This is a genomic window from Amycolatopsis sp. lyj-112 (genome assembly GCF_046549055.1).
Taxonomy (GTDB): Bacteria; Actinomycetota; Actinomycetes; order Mycobacteriales; family Pseudonocardiaceae; genus Amycolatopsis.
In genome coordinates this window covers 1-13,294 of sequence record NZ_JAJPWS010000010.1, presented here as the reverse complement: position 1 = coordinate 13,294, position 13,294 = coordinate 1, and the positions used below count along the sequence as shown (strand labels likewise).

The 13,294-nt window shown below is 67.2% G+C and carries 20 protein-coding genes; 13 read left to right on the top strand and 7 right to left on the bottom strand.

Going from position 1 to position 13,294, the window contains the following annotated elements; genetic code table 11:
* Nucleotides 1-39 precede the first annotated feature (39 nt).
* Together ACLJRL_RS28480 and ACLJRL_RS28475 are read left to right on the top strand one after the other, a co-directional pair.
* Nucleotides 40-519 (top strand): DUF2975 domain-containing protein, encoded by a 480-nt coding sequence (locus ACLJRL_RS28480; protein WP_410659380.1) that lies wholly within the window; start codon nt 40-42, stop codon nt 517-519.
* Entirely contained in the window at nt 519-731 is a 213-nt protein-coding gene (locus ACLJRL_RS28475; RefSeq protein WP_410659379.1) for a helix-turn-helix domain-containing protein, read from the top strand. The genes ACLJRL_RS28480 and ACLJRL_RS28475 overlap by 1 nt, the downstream gene beginning before the upstream one ends.
* A gap of 1 nt (nt 732) precedes the next feature.
* On the opposite strand, the gene ACLJRL_RS28470 is transcribed toward ACLJRL_RS28475, so the two are convergent.
* Together ACLJRL_RS28470 and ACLJRL_RS28465 are read right to left on the bottom strand one after the other, a co-directional pair.
* Nucleotides 733-933 carry a hypothetical protein gene (locus ACLJRL_RS28470; protein ID WP_410659378.1) on the bottom strand — a complete coding sequence of 67 codons (201 nt, stop codon included), beginning with the start codon at nt 931-933 and terminating at the stop codon, nt 733-735.
* 112 nt (nt 934-1,045) lie between these two features.
* On the bottom strand, nt 1,046-2,008 hold the full coding sequence (locus tag ACLJRL_RS28465) for a TIGR03557 family F420-dependent LLM class oxidoreductase (protein ID WP_410659377.1): 963 nt from the start codon (nt 2,006-2,008) through the stop codon (nt 1,046-1,048).
* Between the two features lie 113 nt (nt 2,009-2,121).
* Here ACLJRL_RS28465 and ACLJRL_RS28460 point away from each other — a divergent pair, with 113 nt between their 5' ends.
* The 3 genes from ACLJRL_RS28460 to ACLJRL_RS28450 all read left to right on the top strand — a co-directional run bounded on the left by ACLJRL_RS28460 (nt 2,122) and on the right by ACLJRL_RS28450 (nt 3,753).
* On the top strand, nt 2,122-2,454 hold the full coding sequence (locus ACLJRL_RS28460; RefSeq protein WP_410659376.1) for a plasmid stabilization protein: 333 nt from the start codon (nt 2,122-2,124) through the stop codon (nt 2,452-2,454).
* Between the two features lie 64 nt (nt 2,455-2,518).
* Entirely contained in the window at nt 2,519-2,971 is a 453-nt protein-coding gene (locus ACLJRL_RS28455; RefSeq protein WP_410659375.1) for an anti-sigma factor, read from the top strand.
* On the top strand, nt 2,968-3,753 hold the full coding sequence (locus ACLJRL_RS28450; protein WP_410659374.1) for a SigB/SigF/SigG family RNA polymerase sigma factor: 786 nt from the start codon (nt 2,968-2,970) through the stop codon (nt 3,751-3,753). Before ACLJRL_RS28455 ends, ACLJRL_RS28450 begins: the two co-directional genes overlap by 4 nt.
* Nucleotides 3,754-3,841: 88 nt before the next feature.
* On the opposite strand, the gene ACLJRL_RS28445 is transcribed toward ACLJRL_RS28450, so the two are convergent.
* Together ACLJRL_RS28445 and ACLJRL_RS28440 are read right to left on the bottom strand one after the other, a co-directional pair.
* Nucleotides 3,842-4,306: a hypothetical protein gene (locus ACLJRL_RS28445; protein WP_410659373.1), complete on the bottom strand. Its 465-nt coding sequence runs from the start codon at nt 4,304-4,306 to the stop codon at nt 3,842-3,844.
* 97 nt (nt 4,307-4,403) lie between these two features.
* A complete protein-coding gene (locus tag ACLJRL_RS28440) occupies nt 4,404-4,865 on the bottom strand; it encodes an SRPBCC family protein (protein ID WP_410659372.1) in 462 nt (153 codons plus the stop codon).
* Nucleotides 4,866-5,003: 138 nt separating this feature from the next.
* On the opposite strand from ACLJRL_RS28440, the gene ACLJRL_RS28435 reads away from it, so the two are divergent.
* Genes ACLJRL_RS28435 through ACLJRL_RS28415 form a run of 5 tightly spaced genes read left to right on the top strand, consistent with a single transcriptional unit; the run spans nt 5,004 to nt 9,118 of the window.
* Complete coding sequence (locus ACLJRL_RS28435) at nt 5,004-5,417, top strand: phage holin family protein (RefSeq protein ID WP_410659371.1); 414 nt, start codon at nt 5,004-5,006, stop codon at nt 5,415-5,417.
* A complete protein-coding gene (locus ACLJRL_RS28430) occupies nt 5,414-5,716 on the top strand; it encodes a DUF3618 domain-containing protein (protein WP_410659370.1) in 303 nt (100 codons plus the stop codon). The genes ACLJRL_RS28435 and ACLJRL_RS28430 overlap by 4 nt, the downstream gene beginning before the upstream one ends.
* Complete coding sequence (locus tag ACLJRL_RS28425) at nt 5,713-5,979, top strand: DUF4235 domain-containing protein (protein WP_410659369.1); 267 nt, start codon at nt 5,713-5,715, stop codon at nt 5,977-5,979. Before ACLJRL_RS28430 ends, ACLJRL_RS28425 begins: the two co-directional genes overlap by 4 nt.
* A 16-nt stretch (nt 5,980-5,995) precedes the next feature.
* Nucleotides 5,996-7,291: an NAD(P)/FAD-dependent oxidoreductase gene (locus ACLJRL_RS28420; RefSeq protein WP_410659368.1), complete on the top strand. Its 1,296-nt coding sequence runs from the start codon at nt 5,996-5,998 to the stop codon at nt 7,289-7,291.
* 36 nt (nt 7,292-7,327) lie between these two features.
* On the top strand, nt 7,328-9,118 hold the full coding sequence (locus tag ACLJRL_RS28415) for a thiamine pyrophosphate-requiring protein (protein WP_410659367.1): 1,791 nt from the start codon (nt 7,328-7,330) through the stop codon (nt 9,116-9,118).
* A 33-nt stretch (nt 9,119-9,151) separates the two neighbouring features.
* Here the strand turns inward: ACLJRL_RS28415 and ACLJRL_RS28410 are convergent, their stop codons facing one another.
* The 3 genes from ACLJRL_RS28410 to ACLJRL_RS28400 form a co-directional block, all read right to left on the bottom strand.
* Nucleotides 9,152-9,913, bottom strand: coding sequence for a glucose 1-dehydrogenase (locus tag ACLJRL_RS28410; RefSeq protein ID WP_410659366.1), 762 nt, complete (start codon nt 9,911-9,913; stop codon nt 9,152-9,154).
* Between the two features lie 32 nt (nt 9,914-9,945).
* Complete coding sequence (locus ACLJRL_RS28405) at nt 9,946-10,542, bottom strand: TetR/AcrR family transcriptional regulator (RefSeq protein ID WP_410659365.1); 597 nt, start codon at nt 10,540-10,542, stop codon at nt 9,946-9,948.
* 102 nt (nt 10,543-10,644) lie between these two features.
* Entirely contained in the window at nt 10,645-11,010 is a 366-nt protein-coding gene (locus ACLJRL_RS28400; RefSeq protein ID WP_410659364.1) for a winged helix-turn-helix transcriptional regulator, read from the bottom strand.
* Nucleotides 11,011-11,092: 82 nt separating this feature from the next.
* On the opposite strand from ACLJRL_RS28400, the gene ACLJRL_RS28395 reads away from it, so the two are divergent.
* The 3 genes from ACLJRL_RS28395 to ACLJRL_RS28385 form a co-directional block, all read left to right on the top strand.
* Nucleotides 11,093-11,617 carry a GNAT family N-acetyltransferase gene (locus ACLJRL_RS28395; protein ID WP_410659363.1) on the top strand — a complete coding sequence of 175 codons (525 nt, stop codon included), beginning with the start codon at nt 11,093-11,095 and terminating at the stop codon, nt 11,615-11,617.
* A gap of 376 nt (nt 11,618-11,993) precedes the next feature.
* Nucleotides 11,994-13,031: a DUF222 domain-containing protein gene (locus ACLJRL_RS28390; RefSeq protein ID WP_410659362.1), complete on the top strand. Its 1,038-nt coding sequence runs from the start codon at nt 11,994-11,996 to the stop codon at nt 13,029-13,031.
* A gap of 62 nt (nt 13,032-13,093) precedes the next feature.
* Nucleotides 13,094-13,294, top strand: a 201-nt coding sequence (locus ACLJRL_RS28385) for a transposase (protein ID WP_410659361.1), incomplete at its 3' end; no start/stop codon positions are given.

Sequence of the window (13,294 nt, the reverse complement as noted above, 5' to 3'; positions counted from 1 at the left end):
CCGATTGACTTTCGATAGATAGCGCGCGACACTCGATGCATGATCACAGGACAACGGGCGGTCGCGCCCCTGAGAGCGTTCCTCGTGCTGCTGTTCGGGATCCTGGTGCTGTTCCAGACCATGTCCCTGCCCGGGCAGTTCGCGCATATGGCCCGGCAGGACCCGGACATGGCCTACCTGCGGTGGCCGGCGACGGCCGTTTCCGTCTTCTGGGTGCTGTGCGTCCAGGTCGTGGTGGTGGCCACCTGGCAACTGCTCACCCTGGTCAAGAAGGACCGGATCTTCACCGAGGCGTCCCTGCGCTGGGTGGACGCGATCGTGTGGGCGATCGCCGCCGGGTGGATGGTGCTCGCGGGCGTGTTCCTCTATGTCGGCTTCAACGCCGGCGACCCGGGCCTGCCACTCCTGCTGTTCCTGGCGTTGATCGGCGTCGCCGTGCTGGGCCTGCTCATGGTCGTGCTGCGCACTTTGCTGCGGCAGGCCACCACGCTGCGGTCCGACATGGAACAGGTGATCTGATGCCGATCGTCGTCCGCATCGACGTCGAACTGGCCAAACGCAAGATGAGCGTCGGCGAGTTCGCCGAACTCGTCGGGCTCACCCCGGCGAACGTGGCGGTGCTGAAGAACGGCCGCGCCAAGGCCGTCCGGTTCAGCACCCTGGAAGCCATGTGCCGGGTCCTCGGCTGTCAGCCCGGCGACCTCCTCGAATGGGTCGAAGACGAGTCCTAGTTCAGGCGACTTCGAAGCCGCAGCGGCCGCCGTTGTGGAGACCCAGCATGTCCAGGAGTTCGGCACAGTCCGCGGCGTCCGTCGCCCGCGAGGCCACGGCGAGCGCGGCCTTCCTGCGCACTTCCTTCTGCGCCGCCGTGTCCTGGCCCTCCAGCATCAGGTCGGCGACCGGGTGGAGCCCGGTCGACAAGTCTCGCTTCATCAGTTCCCCCTCCTTGACCGACGTCCTCCCAGGTACCCACGATCGCCGGTCGGAACACAGGTGTCCGCGATCGAGTGCCAGAGACAGGGCAGAGTTACTCCGTCCGCGTGAATCAGCTCCGCAGCGCCGGGAGCAGCGTGTCTTCGGCGAAACGGAGGAAGCCCTCCTGCTGGTCTCCCCCGATCTGGATCAAGGCGAGGTCGGTGAACCCGGCCGCCTCGAACTCGGCCACCTGCTTCACGATCGGGTCGACGTCCGGGCCGCACGGGATGGCCGCGGCGACGTCCTCGGGTTTGACGAACTGCGTCGCCCCGGCGAAACCCGCGGGGCCCGGCAGTTCCGCGTTGACCTTCCAGCCGCCGGCGAACCAGCGGAACTGCTCGTGGGCACGCTGGACGGCGGCATCGCGGTCCTCTCCCCAGGACACCGGCAGCTGCGCGATCTTCCGGGTCGACGGCCCCACTTTGGTGGCGTCCCACTCCCGGCTCAGCGACTCGTTCGGCTCCACGGCGATCATCGCGTCGGCGATCGGCGCGAACCGGGTCACCGATTGCGACCCGGACACCGCGACGGCGATCGGGACCCGCTGCTCCGGCAGGTCCCAGAGCTTCGCCGAGTCGACCCGGAAGTGGTCACCCGCGTAGTTGAAGTAGCCACCGTCGAAGAGGCCTCCGATGATCTGGATGGCTTCGGCGAGCATGTCGTGGCGGACGTTGGCCGGCGGCCAGCCGCGGCCGACGACGTGTTCGTTGAGGTTCTCGCCCGCGCCGAGGCCGAGGGTGAACCGGCCGTCGGACAGCGCCTGGACGGTCGCGGCCTTCTGCGCCACCACGGCGGGGTGATAACGCATGGTCGGGCAGGTCACGAAGGTCATCAGTTCGACCCGCTCGGTACGCTGCGTGACCGCGCCCAGCACACTCCAGGCGTACGGCGAATGGCCCTGCTCGTCCAGCCAAGGCGAGTAGTGGTCACTCATCACCTCGAAATCGAAGCCCGCCTTCTCCGCTTCGGCGGCGTATCCGACCAGGGCCCGCGGCCCGGCCTGTTCGGTCATGAGCGTGTACCCGATGCGCATCGCGCCTCCCTTTCGATCTGATCCACTGCGTACCCCCGCGAACACGGCGTCAACCGGACGTTTATCCGGCGAGCCGAACGGGGTATCCGACGTGAGGAGAGTAAGGAGCCGACATGCCGCAGCAGACCTGGAGCTCGAAGCGAGAGCGCCAGTACAAGCACATCAAGGACTCCGCCAAGGACCAGGGCGCGAGCACCGATCGCGCCGAGGAGATCGCCGCGCGGACAGTGAACAAGAACCGCGCGCAGGCGGGCGAAGCGCGGCAGGCCAGCCGGACCTCGACTCAGGACATGTCGCCGCAGCGGCGAGGTGGGAAGCGCTCGGGGAACCGGCAGGGGCCGGGCGGCCCGACAAAGGAGCAGCTGTACAACGACGCGAAGAAGCGCAACATCAAAGGCCGGTCGAAGATGTCCAAAAAGGAGCTTCAGCGAGCCCTTGGCCGTTGATCACGCGTCCCGCGGCGGTTCTTCCGTCGCGGTTTCCCACGGCCACGGACGGATAGGTCTCACAATGGAATTGTATGGACGGGGCAGCTTGACCCCCGGTACCCGGCCTCAGTCGGACGGCCTGCTCGACAGCGTCGAGTTGCGGCTGCCCGCCGAGGCAGAACAGATTCCCCTCGTGCGCATGCTCGCCCACGGGGTGGTGGCGCGCGCGGACTTCGGCTTGGACGCCATCTCGGACGCGAAGATGGCCGTCGACGAAGCCTGTGCCCAGCTTGTCCAGCCCGCCGAACCCGGAGCGACGCTGTGGTGTGTCTTTCACGAGATCCCCGAGGGGATAGCCGTCTCGATCTCGACCAGGACGGCGACACCGTTCCTGCCCAGCGAGACCACCTTCGGGTGGCACGTGCTGACGACCCTGACCCGTTCGGTGACGGCCCGCTGCCAGCCGCTGCCCGGCGAAGCGGGGGGTACGACGACGATCGAACTCGTGCTGACCCCGGGAACGAGCGACGGGTGAACGGGCGCAGGTCAGCTACCAGGCAGTCGGACGACTACGCCCATTGCGAGCCGTTGTTCGAAGAGATGTTCTCGCTGCCCGAGGATTCGCCCCGCCGTCAGGAACTGCGGGGCCTTCTGGTCACCGAGCTGCTTCCGCTCGCGGAGCACATCGCCACCCGGTTCTCCGGTCGAGGAGAGCCGCGCGAGGATCTCGTGCAGGTGGCGCGGATCGGCCTGATCAACGCGGTCGACCGCTTCGATCCCGGCCGCGGCCACGATTTCCTCTCCTTCGCCGTGCCGACGGTGATGGGCGAGGTCCGGCGCCACTTCCGCGACACCGGCTGGTCGGTGCGGGTACCGAGGCGGCTCAAGGAGCTGCACGTCTCGCTCAGCCAGGGCACGGCCGCGCTCGCTCAGCGTCTCGGCCGCGCGCCGACCCCGTCCGAACTCGCCGAGTACCTGGGGCTAGAGGTCAACGAGGTACGCGAAGGGCTGCTCGCCGGCCAGGCGTACCAGACACTGTCGGTCGACAAGCCGGTTCACGACGACGCCACCGAGGCTCTGTCGCTCGCCGACACCATCGGCGAAGTGGACCACGACATGACGCTGGTGGAGAACCATGAGGCGCTGCAACCCCTGCTGAAAGAACTGCCGAAACGGGAACGCGCGATCCTCGTGATGCGCTTCTTCGGCGGCTACACGCAGACACAGATCGCGGAGCGCGTCGGCATCTCGCAGATGCACGTTTCGCGGCTGCTTTCGCAGACGCTCGAACAGCTTCGGGGCAAGCTCTCCGAGTAACGCGGCAAGACGTGAGGGCCACCTTCAGGGACTCTGAAGGTGGCCCTCACGTCTTCGCTCTTCGCGTGACGCGGCCGAAGCTGCGGTTCTACGGCGTCGTGTACGGCGCGCGGTGTTCGATCGACGGGCTCACGTCGGGGTAACGGCCCTCCTGGCCGGGAACCGGGGTCACCGTGGTGCCCTGCTGTTCCGGCTCGACGCGCTGGTGACTGCGATTGATCACCGCTCCGGCCTCCTGCTCGCCGCGGATACGCGAAAGCACGCCGAGCGTGATGGCGTGCGCGATGGCCAGGACGAGCAGCAGAACGCCCAGACGGCCCACCACACCGGGCAGATCACTGCCCCCGATGTCGATGGTCGACAGAAGCGCCAGCACACCCAGCGTCGCGAGGTGGAAAAGTACGGTGACCAGCCAGGTCATGGACGCCCCGGCCGCCGGGTCACCGTAGGAACCTTGAAGATAACGGCGACCGCTGCGGTAGATGATCAGGCCGTCGAGCATGACCAGCGCCACCCCGATGACGAGGAATGCCACGTATGCGTTGGTAGTCATGCCTGGACGCTCCCTTCGTTGAGGACCTCCCCCATGAAGTACCCGCGACCTTCCCCTGGAAAACGCCGTTGTCCAGGGGAAGGTCGCGGGTGGCCGGTCAGCTGCCGGGGCGGTCCACGTCGCCGCGCCAGGCGCCGGTTTCGTGGCCGCGGCTCTCGATGAACTCCTTGAACCGCTTCATATCGCCCTTCACACGGCGGTCGAGCACGCCGAGCTTGTCCGCGACGTTCTCGGCCAAGCCTTCAGGGTCGATCTCCATCTGCGCCGTGACACGGGTCTTGTTGTCGTCCAGGCGATGGAAGGTGATGACGCCGGCGTGGTCGGGACCGGAGTCCGACGTCCACGCGATGCGCTCTTCCGGATGCTGTTCGGTGATGGTCGCGTCGAATTCCCGGCTCACACCACCGAACTTGGTCACCCAGTGGGTGTGTGTCGCGTCGACCTGGCGGATTTCTTCGACGCCTTCCATGAACTTCGGGAAGGACTCGAACTGGGTCCACTGGTTGTACGCGGTCTTGACCGGTACGTCGACGTCGACCATTTCGGTGATCGTGCTCATGCATCCTCCTATGTGGTTGGGGTGCTTTTCGAACCGGCACTGCTCGGCTACCCGGCCCCAGGAGGGCCGAAACGCGCCGTGATTGATCGCGCGGACACCCGGGTACCCGGCGGACAGAGAGCCACCGAGGAGGTGCCCATGACCGAACAAACCCACCGCAAGCCCGCCGACGATCGCTCGGTCGGCGAACTGGTGTCCGACCTGAGCGACGAGGTCAAACATCTCGTCCGTGACGAGATGCGGCTCGCGGTCTTCGAACTGCAGCGCAAGGGAAAGCGAATGGGTCTCGGCGCCGGACTGTTCGGCGCGGCCGGCATCCTCGCCCTGTTCGGGGCGGGAACTCTGATCGCCGCCGTGGTCCTCGCGCTCGCCCTGGTCATGCCCGCCTGGCTGGCCGCCGTGGTGACCGGCGTGGGACTGCTGCTGATCGCGGGTCTTTCGGCCATGGTCGGCCGCAAGGAGGTCGCGAGCGCCACACCGCCGCTGCCGGAAGAGGCCATCAAGGGCGTCCGCGAAGATGTGGACACCGTCAAACAGGGAGTGCATTCATGAGTGATTTCCCCAAGAACGCCGAAGAAGCCCGCGCCGACCGGGACGTGACCCGCGAGGAACTCACCGAAACCCTCGACGCGCTCGGGCAGAAGCTCGACGTCAAGGCGCGGGTCAACGACAAGCTCGACGCCAAGGTCGACCAGGCTGGCGCCAAGATCTCCGAGAAGGTTTCGGAGCCCGCGGCGGACAAGTTCCGTCAGGGCACCGAAGTCGTCCGCGCCAACCCGCTGCCGATTTTCGCGGCCGTGCTCGCGGCACTGGTCGCGATCCGCCTGATCCTGCGTCGGAGGTCGTCGTGAACAAGGCTCTCTACAAACCCATGGACATGGTCGTCAGCGCCCTCGGCGGGCTTCTCGCCGGCGCGGCGTTCAAGCAGGTCTGGAAACGCGCCACCGGTAACAAGGACGCGCCGAACGCCACCGACCGGGACTTCACCTGGACCCAGGTGATCGTCGCCGCGGCGGCCCAGGGCGCGATCTTCGGCGCGGTGAAGGCGGCCACCTCACGGGCGGGCGCCGTCGGCTATCGCAAGGCGACCGGAGACTGGCCCACCAAGGACTGACCCCGGAGGGGCGAAGATGCGCGTAGTGATCATCGGCGGCGGTTTCGCGGGGTACAACGCCGCGAAAACCCTGCTGAAGACGGTCGGCGACGACGCCGAGGTCGTCGTGCTCAACCCGACCGACTACTTCCTCTACCTCCCGTTACTCCCCGAGGTCGCCGCCGGGATCCTCGAACCCCGGCGGATCTCCGTCTCCCTTCCGGGCACGCTGCGCGGCGTGCGGCTGGTGCTCGGTACCGCGACTTCGGTCGACTTCGAGGCCCGCAGCGTGAGCTACACCGACCCCGAGGACCGCGAGCACCACCTCGGCTACGACCGGCTGGTGCTCGCCGCGGGCAGCGTCAACAAACTGCTGCCGATCCCCGGGGTCCCGGAGTACGCCCATGGGTTCCGGGGCCTTCCGGAAGCCCTCTACCTGCGGGATCACGTCACCCGGCAGATCGAGCTCGCCGCCTCCGCGACGGATCCGGCGGAACGCGACGCGCGCTGCACGTTCGGCGTGGTCGGCGCCGGGTACACCGGGACCGAGGTCGCCGCGCAGGGACCGGCGTTCACCGCCGCGCTCGCCGCCCGGCACCCCGAACTCGACGGTCAGCGGGTCCGCTGGCTCCTGCTCGACGTCGCCGAACGCGTGCTCCCGGAACTCGACCGGCGCCTCGGCGCCACCGCCGACGAGGTCCTGCGCTCACGGGGCGTCGAGGTGCTGATGAAGACCTCGGTCGACAACGCCGACGCCGACGGCGTGACCCTGACCTCCGGCGATTCCGTGCCGACCCGCACCCTCGTCTGGTGCGTCGGGGTCCGCCCCGACCCGCTGATCGCGGACCTGGGTCTGGAAACCGCGAAGGGCAGGCTCGTCGTCACCGCGCAACTGAACGTCCCGGGGCGCCGCGATGTCTACGCCTGCGGTGACGCGGCGGCCGTCCCCGATCTGACCCGGCCCGGCGAGTACACCCCGATGACGGCACAACACGCCGAGCGGCAAGGGAAACTCGCCGGGAAGAACGTGGCCGCGTCGCTCGGCCACGGCTCGCACGGCACCTACCGGCACCACGATCTCGGCTTCGTCGTCGACCTCGGCGCGCATCAGGCCGCGGCGAACCCGTTGCACATCCCGCTTTCCGGGCTGGCCGCGAAGGCGGTCACCCGTGGCTACCACCTGCTCGCCATGCCGGGCAACCGCCTGCGCACCGCGACGGATTGGGCGCTGGAAGCGGTGAGCAAGCGGCAGACCGTCCAATTGGGACTCGTGCGGTCGGCGGCGGTCCCTCTCGACACCGATTCACCGGAACTACCCCGGATGAGGCGCTGACGTTTAGCCGCCGAACGGCGGCGGTATCCGGCGCCCATGAGCGAAACCGTTGCGGACCATATTCTGGCCAGGCTGCGCGAATGGGACGTCGAGCAGGTCTTCGCCTATCCCGGGGACGGGATCAACGGGCTGGTGACCGCGTTCGGGAAGGCGGGGAACAAGCCTCGCTTCGTCCAAGCGCGACACGAGGAGATGGCCGCGTTCGCGGCCGTCGGCTACGCGAAGTTCAGCGGGCGGCCCGGTGTCTGCATGGCGACGTCCGGCCCGGGGGCGATCCACCTGCTCAACGGTCTGTACGACGCCAAGCTCGACCACGTGCCGGTGGTCGCGATCGTCGGCCAGACGGCGCGCAGCGCGATGGGCGGCAGCTATCAGCAGGAAGTGGATCTGCAGGCGTTGTTCAAGGACGTCGCGAGTGAGTATCTCGTCGAGGTCAACGTCCCCGAACAACTGCCGAACGCGCTCGACCGCGCCCTGCGCACGGCCATCGCCCAGCGGGCGCCCACGGCGCTGATCATCCCGGCGGATCTGCAGGAAGAGATCTACCGGGCGCCGCGGCATGAGTTCAAGCACGTGCCGTCCTCGCCGCCGGATCATCCGCGTGCCAGCGTCATCCCGCCGTCGGAAGAGATCGCCCGAGCGGCGGAGGTCCTGAACGCGGGCGAAAAGGTCGCGATGCTGATCGGGCAGGGCGCGCGCAACGCCGTCACCGAACTGCGTGAGGTGGCCGACCTCACCGGTGCCGGAGTCGCGAAGGCTCTCCTGGGCAAGGATGTTCTGTCCGACGACCTGCCGTACGTGACCGGCTCGATCGGCCTGCTCGGCACACGGCCGAGCTATGAACTGATGCGGGACTGCGACACCCTGCTCATCGTCGGCTCCAACATGCCCTACGCGCAGTTCCTGCCGGAATTCGGCCAGGCCCGCGCCCTTCAGATCGACATCGATCCCCGGTTCCTCGGGCTGCGGTATCCGACCGAGGTGAACCTGCTCGGCGACGCGAAGAGCACCCTGCAGCAGCTTATTCCGTTGCTGGAACGTAAAACCGACCGTGGCTGGCGGGAGCAGATCGAGAAGAACACCGGCGAGTGGCAGGAAACCGTCACCCACCAGGCGATGCTGGACGCGAATCCGGTCAATCCGATGCGGATCGTGCACGAACTGTCCGCACGCGTCCCCGATGACGCGATCGTCACCGCCGATGCGGGTTCGGCGGCCAACTGGTACGCCAGGAACCTGCGGATGCGCGGCCGCATGCGAGGTTCGCTGTCCGGGACGCTCGCCACGATGGGGCCGGCCGTGCCGTACGCGATCGGTGCGAAGTTCGCCCACCCCGACCGTCCGGTGATCGCCCTGGTCGGCGACGGTGCGATGCAGATGAACGGCATGGCCGAACTGCTGACCATCGCCCGGTACCGCGAACTGTGGACGGACCAGCGGTGCGTCATCTGCGTGTTCCACAATGGCGACCTCAACCAGGTCACCTGGGAACTGCGCGCGATGGGCGGCTCGCCGAAGTTCGAGCCGTCGCAGAGCCTGCCGGAAGTGTCCTATGCGGACTTCGCGATCGAGATCGGCCTGGGCGGGATCACCGTCGATGATCCCGCCCGGCTCGGCGAAGCGTGGGACGTCGCGCTTTCGGCCGACGTGCCGACCGTGCTCGACGTCCACTGCGACCCCGAGGTACCGCCGATCCCGCCGCACGCCACTTTCGAGCAGGTGAAGTCGATGACCGAGGCCGTGCTCAAGGGCGATCCCCACGCCTGGCACCTGGTCGCCCAGGGCCTCAAGACGAAGATGCAGGAACTGCTGCCTTCGCGCGGCTGAAGGTCAGAAAGGCGCTAGGTGTACTGACCATGGTCAGGCGGTCGCGCCGCCGTCGAGGACGAGGTCGTGCCCGACGACGAAGGTGGCCTCCTCCGAGGCGAGCCAGAGCACCGCCGCGGCGATCTCGTCGACCGCACCGACCCGGCCGAGCGGGATGGCCGCGCCGAGCCGGTCGGCGCGGCCTGCCTCGGTCTCCCCCGGCCACAACGACATTTCGGTGTCGGTGGCGCCGGGGCTGACCGCGTTGATGCGGACGCCCTCGGCGATGTGATCCCGGGCCGCGGTGCGGGTCAGCGCGCTGACGGCGGCCTTCGACGCGGCGTACGCGGCCATGCCCGGCAGCCGGCCGTGCGCGCCGATGTTGGAGGCCATGTTGACGATCACGCCCCCGCCGCCCGAGCGCATCTGCGCGATCTCGTGCTTCATGGAGAGCCAGGTGCCGGTGAGATTCGTCCGCATGACAGTGTCGAAATCGTCTTCGTCGAGGTCCGCCGCCGGGGCCGGGCTGCCGAGCACGCCGGCGTTGTTGAACGCGATGTCGAGCTTGCCGTGGCGCCGCACGGTCTCAGCGACGAGGCCCTCGACCTCGGCGCCGACTCCGACGTCGGCGACCACCGAGCCGGCGGCGCCGCCCTCGGCCTCGATCTCCTTCACCGTCTGACGCAGTTTCTCCTCGTCCCGGCCGGAGACGACGACCTGCGCCCCTTCACGGGCGAAGGCCACCGCCGTGGCGCGACCGATCCCGGAACCTCCGCCGGTGACGAGGACGACCTTGCCGTTGAATCGCTTCCCCACAGTGTCCTCTTTCTGGTCTGATCGTTCTAGTATCAGTGGTTGCGAGCGGCTTCGAGAACCGCGATGGCCTGCCCCGCGGCAGCCCGGACTCGTGCCCCGGGATCGGGCGACTTGCTCAGCACCCGCATCCCCTGCAGGACGGTGAGCAGGAAGCCGGCGAGTGCCGCCGGATCCGCTCCGGCGGAGAGTTCACCCTGAGCCCTCGCGCGGGTCAGCGTCATCCTCAACGCCAGCTCGAGCGCGTCCCAGCTCTGCTCGATCACCCGCGTAACCTCGGGATCCCTCGGCAACATCTCCATCGCGGCGTTCACCACGAAACAGCCGTTCCGCCCGGATTCGTCGAGGATTTCGGCCAGATAGCGCTCCACGATCCGCCGCACCCCCGCCAGCGCGGGCCCTGGCCCGGCGAGCTCGTCGAGGAATCGCTCGTTGCCCCTGGCCACATAGCGGCTCAGCGCCGTCAGGTACAGCTCGTGCTTGGTACCGAAGGTCGCGTAGAGACTGGCCTTGCCGATGCCGAGCTCGGCGACGAGGTCGGCGACCGAGGTCGCCTCGTACCCTTGCCGCCAGAACAGCTCGAGTGCGGCCTCGCAGGCCGCGTCGACGTCGAATTCCTTCACCCGGGACACAAGAGGAAGGTAACCACATCTAGAACGATCGGTCAAATAAGCGCCCCGCAAGTAGTCCTCTGGTTGCGATGGTTCAGGTCACGAACTACCGCGACTAGAGGACTACTTGCGGGTGTCGTAGACCGACCGGGCCTCGTCCACCTTCGGAAGGTTCGCCGTCGACCAGTCCGCGAGCGTCGCGAACAGCGGCGCCAGGCTGCGCCCCAGGTCGCTGATCTCGTACTCGACCCGCGGCGGCACCTCCGCGTAGTAGGTCCGCGTGATGAGGCCGTCGCGTTCCAGCTGCCGCAGCCGCTGGGTCAGCACCTTCGGCGTGATCGTGCCGATTCTCCGCTCGAGTTCGACGAACCGCTGTTTGCCGAACTCGTTGAGTGCCCACAGGATCGGCGTGGTCCAGCGGCTGAAGACGATGTCGACCACCGGGGCGATCGGGCAGGCCTGCTCGGGGGTCGAGACTTCGGTGCGCATGCGGGGACCTCGCTCTCCGAACCACCGACGCTACCGCTTCGAGGCCATCCCCTTACGGCACGGATGCGCGTAACGTTCTGCTATGGACTTGACCACCGAAAGACTCGTCGTCCGCGAGTGGTCCGAGGACGACGCCGAGGCCGCGCTGGCGATCTACGGCACCGCGGACGTGACCCGCTGGCTCACCCCGGCGATGGACCGGGTGACCGACGCCGCCGCCATGCGCTCGGTACTCCAGGCCTGGCAACAGTCGCAGCCCAACGTCGTGCCGCCGCGAGGGCGATGGGCGGTGCAGCGCAAGGAGGACGGCGTGGTGGTCGGCGGGCTGGGCATCCATCTGCTGCCACCGTACGAAGAGGACCTTGAGATCAGCTGGCAGTTGCATCCGGACGCCTGGGGCGAGGGCTACGCCTCCGAGGCCGCCCGCGCGCTGCTCGGCTGGGCGTTCACCCAGGACACCGACGAACTCTTCGCCGTCGCGCGGCCGAACAACGTGCGCGCCATCGCGACCGCGAAACGGCTCGGGATGGTCTGGGTCGGGGAAACGGAGAAGTACTACGGGCTCCGGCTGCAGGTGTACCGGGTCCGGAACACGGATCTCGTTTAGCCGCGATACTCCAAGTCGCTTCGGGAGAAGCGACTATGGATCATGCGGTGGTGTTCCCGATCTCTCGGGGTATTCGCAGGACGAACTCGATGCCGGCGCAAGCGAACTCACCGAACGGCCACGGCAGACGCCGGAATGGCTTGAGTCGGTCGAAGCGTTCACTAAAGTATTACCAGGCTAGAGATAGCGCGGCGACTAGTGATCGAACGTTAGTTCGAGTATAATCATTGTCATGAACCTTAAGCTTGTTTATCAAACTCAAGCCACGCGTTTCCTTGAGTCCTCGTTCGCTGAGGAGTTGGTGCTTCGGCGGGCGCAGGGTCGTCAGGTGCGTGCGTTAGCGGAGTTCGCTGGTATCGGTGGGTCGCGAAGATCGGTGACCGAGGAGGTCGCTTTGCGCTTCTCGGTCTCTCGTAATCAAGCGTTCCTGTTGCTCGAAATCTCCTGTGCTCTGGTGTCGCGGTTGCCGAAGACGTTGGCGGCACTGGACTGCGGCGACATCGACTTGTTCAAGGCGTCGAAGGTCACCCAGCTCACCCGCGAAGTCTCCGACGAGGTCGCGGGGCTGGTCGATGAGCACATGTCGTCTCGCCTGGCCGGCCGGGATCCGGGTGCGATTCGTAGTTCGGTCGATTGGGCGGTGCAGAAGTACGACCCCGACGGCTATCGCGACCGAGCCAAGAAGAAACGCGCATTGCGGCATGTGTCCCTGCAGCATGAGGGCGAGACCATGTCCACCCTCTCCGGGTATCTCCCCTCCGAAGTCGCCAGCTCCGTCTACGCCTCACTCGACCGCGGGGCACATACTCGGCGGGACAACGACAAATCCAAGACGCTGGATCAGCACCGTGCTGATCTGTTCGCCGAACGCCTGCTGGCCGAAGACGGACACGGCAAGCCGAAGGCCCACATCCACGTCTACGTCGACTTCCTGACCCTGACCGGTGCCCGTAACGACCCGGCGTTCCTCGCCGGATATGGCCACATCCCGGACTGGCTGGTTCGGGAGATCGCCTCGGATCCCGACTCAACGTGGTCGCGGTTGATCACCGACCCGGCCACCGGGCAGCTCTTGGAAGCCGGTGCCGACAAGTATCGATCACCGGCGTCGCTGGCGCGGTTGATCAAGGCTCGGGATCGGGAATGCACGCAACCTGGGTGTCATCGTCCGGCGGAGTTCTCCGAGATCGACCACATCGTCACGTGGGCGCAGAACGGCAAGACCAATCACCACAACTGTCACGGCTATTGCAAGATCCACAACCTGCTTCGCAATGAGCCCGGTTGGTCGGCAGAGCCCACTGGGAACGGCGGGATGACGATCACGACTCCCAGCGGCCACACCTACGACGCAACACCCGAACCGCTGCACGACCCACGACCCGAACCCGACGAAGAGCCACCGCCCTTCTGAGGCGTTCCGCTCTAGGGCGTGTCCTGCGAATCTTTCTCATGATCGTGTGCAGATGATGGGTTGTGGTTGGTCGTGGTGAGCTGACGGATAAGGCGTGGGCGGTGATCGCGCCGTTGTTGCCTGCGGAGACGGGCCGGCGGGGTGGGCGGTGGCGTAGTCACCGGCAGGTGATCAACGCGATTCTGTGGCATGAGCGCACAGGTGCGCCGTGGCGTGATCTGCCTGAACGGTATGGGCCGTGGAAGACCGCGCATGAGCGGTTG

Coding starts and splice junctions, on each gene's coding strand:
- ACLJRL_RS28480 (WP_410659380.1), top strand. CDS start 40: ATGATCACAGGACAACGGGCGGTCGCGCCCCTGAGAGCGTTCCTCGTG.
- ACLJRL_RS28475 (WP_410659379.1), top strand. CDS start 519: ATGCCGATCGTCGTCCGCATCGACGTCGAACTGGCCAAACGCAAGATG.
- ACLJRL_RS28470 (WP_410659378.1), bottom strand. CDS start 933: ATGAAGCGAGACTTGTCGACCGGGCTCCACCCGGTCGCCGACCTGATG.
- ACLJRL_RS28465 (WP_410659377.1), bottom strand. CDS start 2,008: ATGCGCATCGGGTACACGCTCATGACCGAACAGGCCGGGCCGCGGGCC.
- ACLJRL_RS28460 (WP_410659376.1), top strand. CDS start 2,122: ATGCCGCAGCAGACCTGGAGCTCGAAGCGAGAGCGCCAGTACAAGCAC.
- ACLJRL_RS28455 (WP_410659375.1), top strand. CDS start 2,519: ATGGAATTGTATGGACGGGGCAGCTTGACCCCCGGTACCCGGCCTCAG.
- ACLJRL_RS28445 (WP_410659373.1), bottom strand. CDS start 4,306: ATGACTACCAACGCATACGTGGCATTCCTCGTCATCGGGGTGGCGCTG.
- ACLJRL_RS28440 (WP_410659372.1), bottom strand. CDS start 4,865: ATGAGCACGATCACCGAAATGGTCGACGTCGACGTACCGGTCAAGACC.
- ACLJRL_RS28435 (WP_410659371.1), top strand. CDS start 5,004: ATGACCGAACAAACCCACCGCAAGCCCGCCGACGATCGCTCGGTCGGC.
- ACLJRL_RS28430 (WP_410659370.1), top strand. CDS start 5,414: ATGAGTGATTTCCCCAAGAACGCCGAAGAAGCCCGCGCCGACCGGGAC.
- ACLJRL_RS28420 (WP_410659368.1), top strand. CDS start 5,996: ATGCGCGTAGTGATCATCGGCGGCGGTTTCGCGGGGTACAACGCCGCG.
- ACLJRL_RS28415 (WP_410659367.1), top strand. CDS start 7,328: ATGAGCGAAACCGTTGCGGACCATATTCTGGCCAGGCTGCGCGAATGG.
- ACLJRL_RS28400 (WP_410659364.1), bottom strand. CDS start 11,010: ATGCGCACCGAAGTCTCGACCCCCGAGCAGGCCTGCCCGATCGCCCCG.
- ACLJRL_RS28395 (WP_410659363.1), top strand. CDS start 11,093: ATGGACTTGACCACCGAAAGACTCGTCGTCCGCGAGTGGTCCGAGGAC.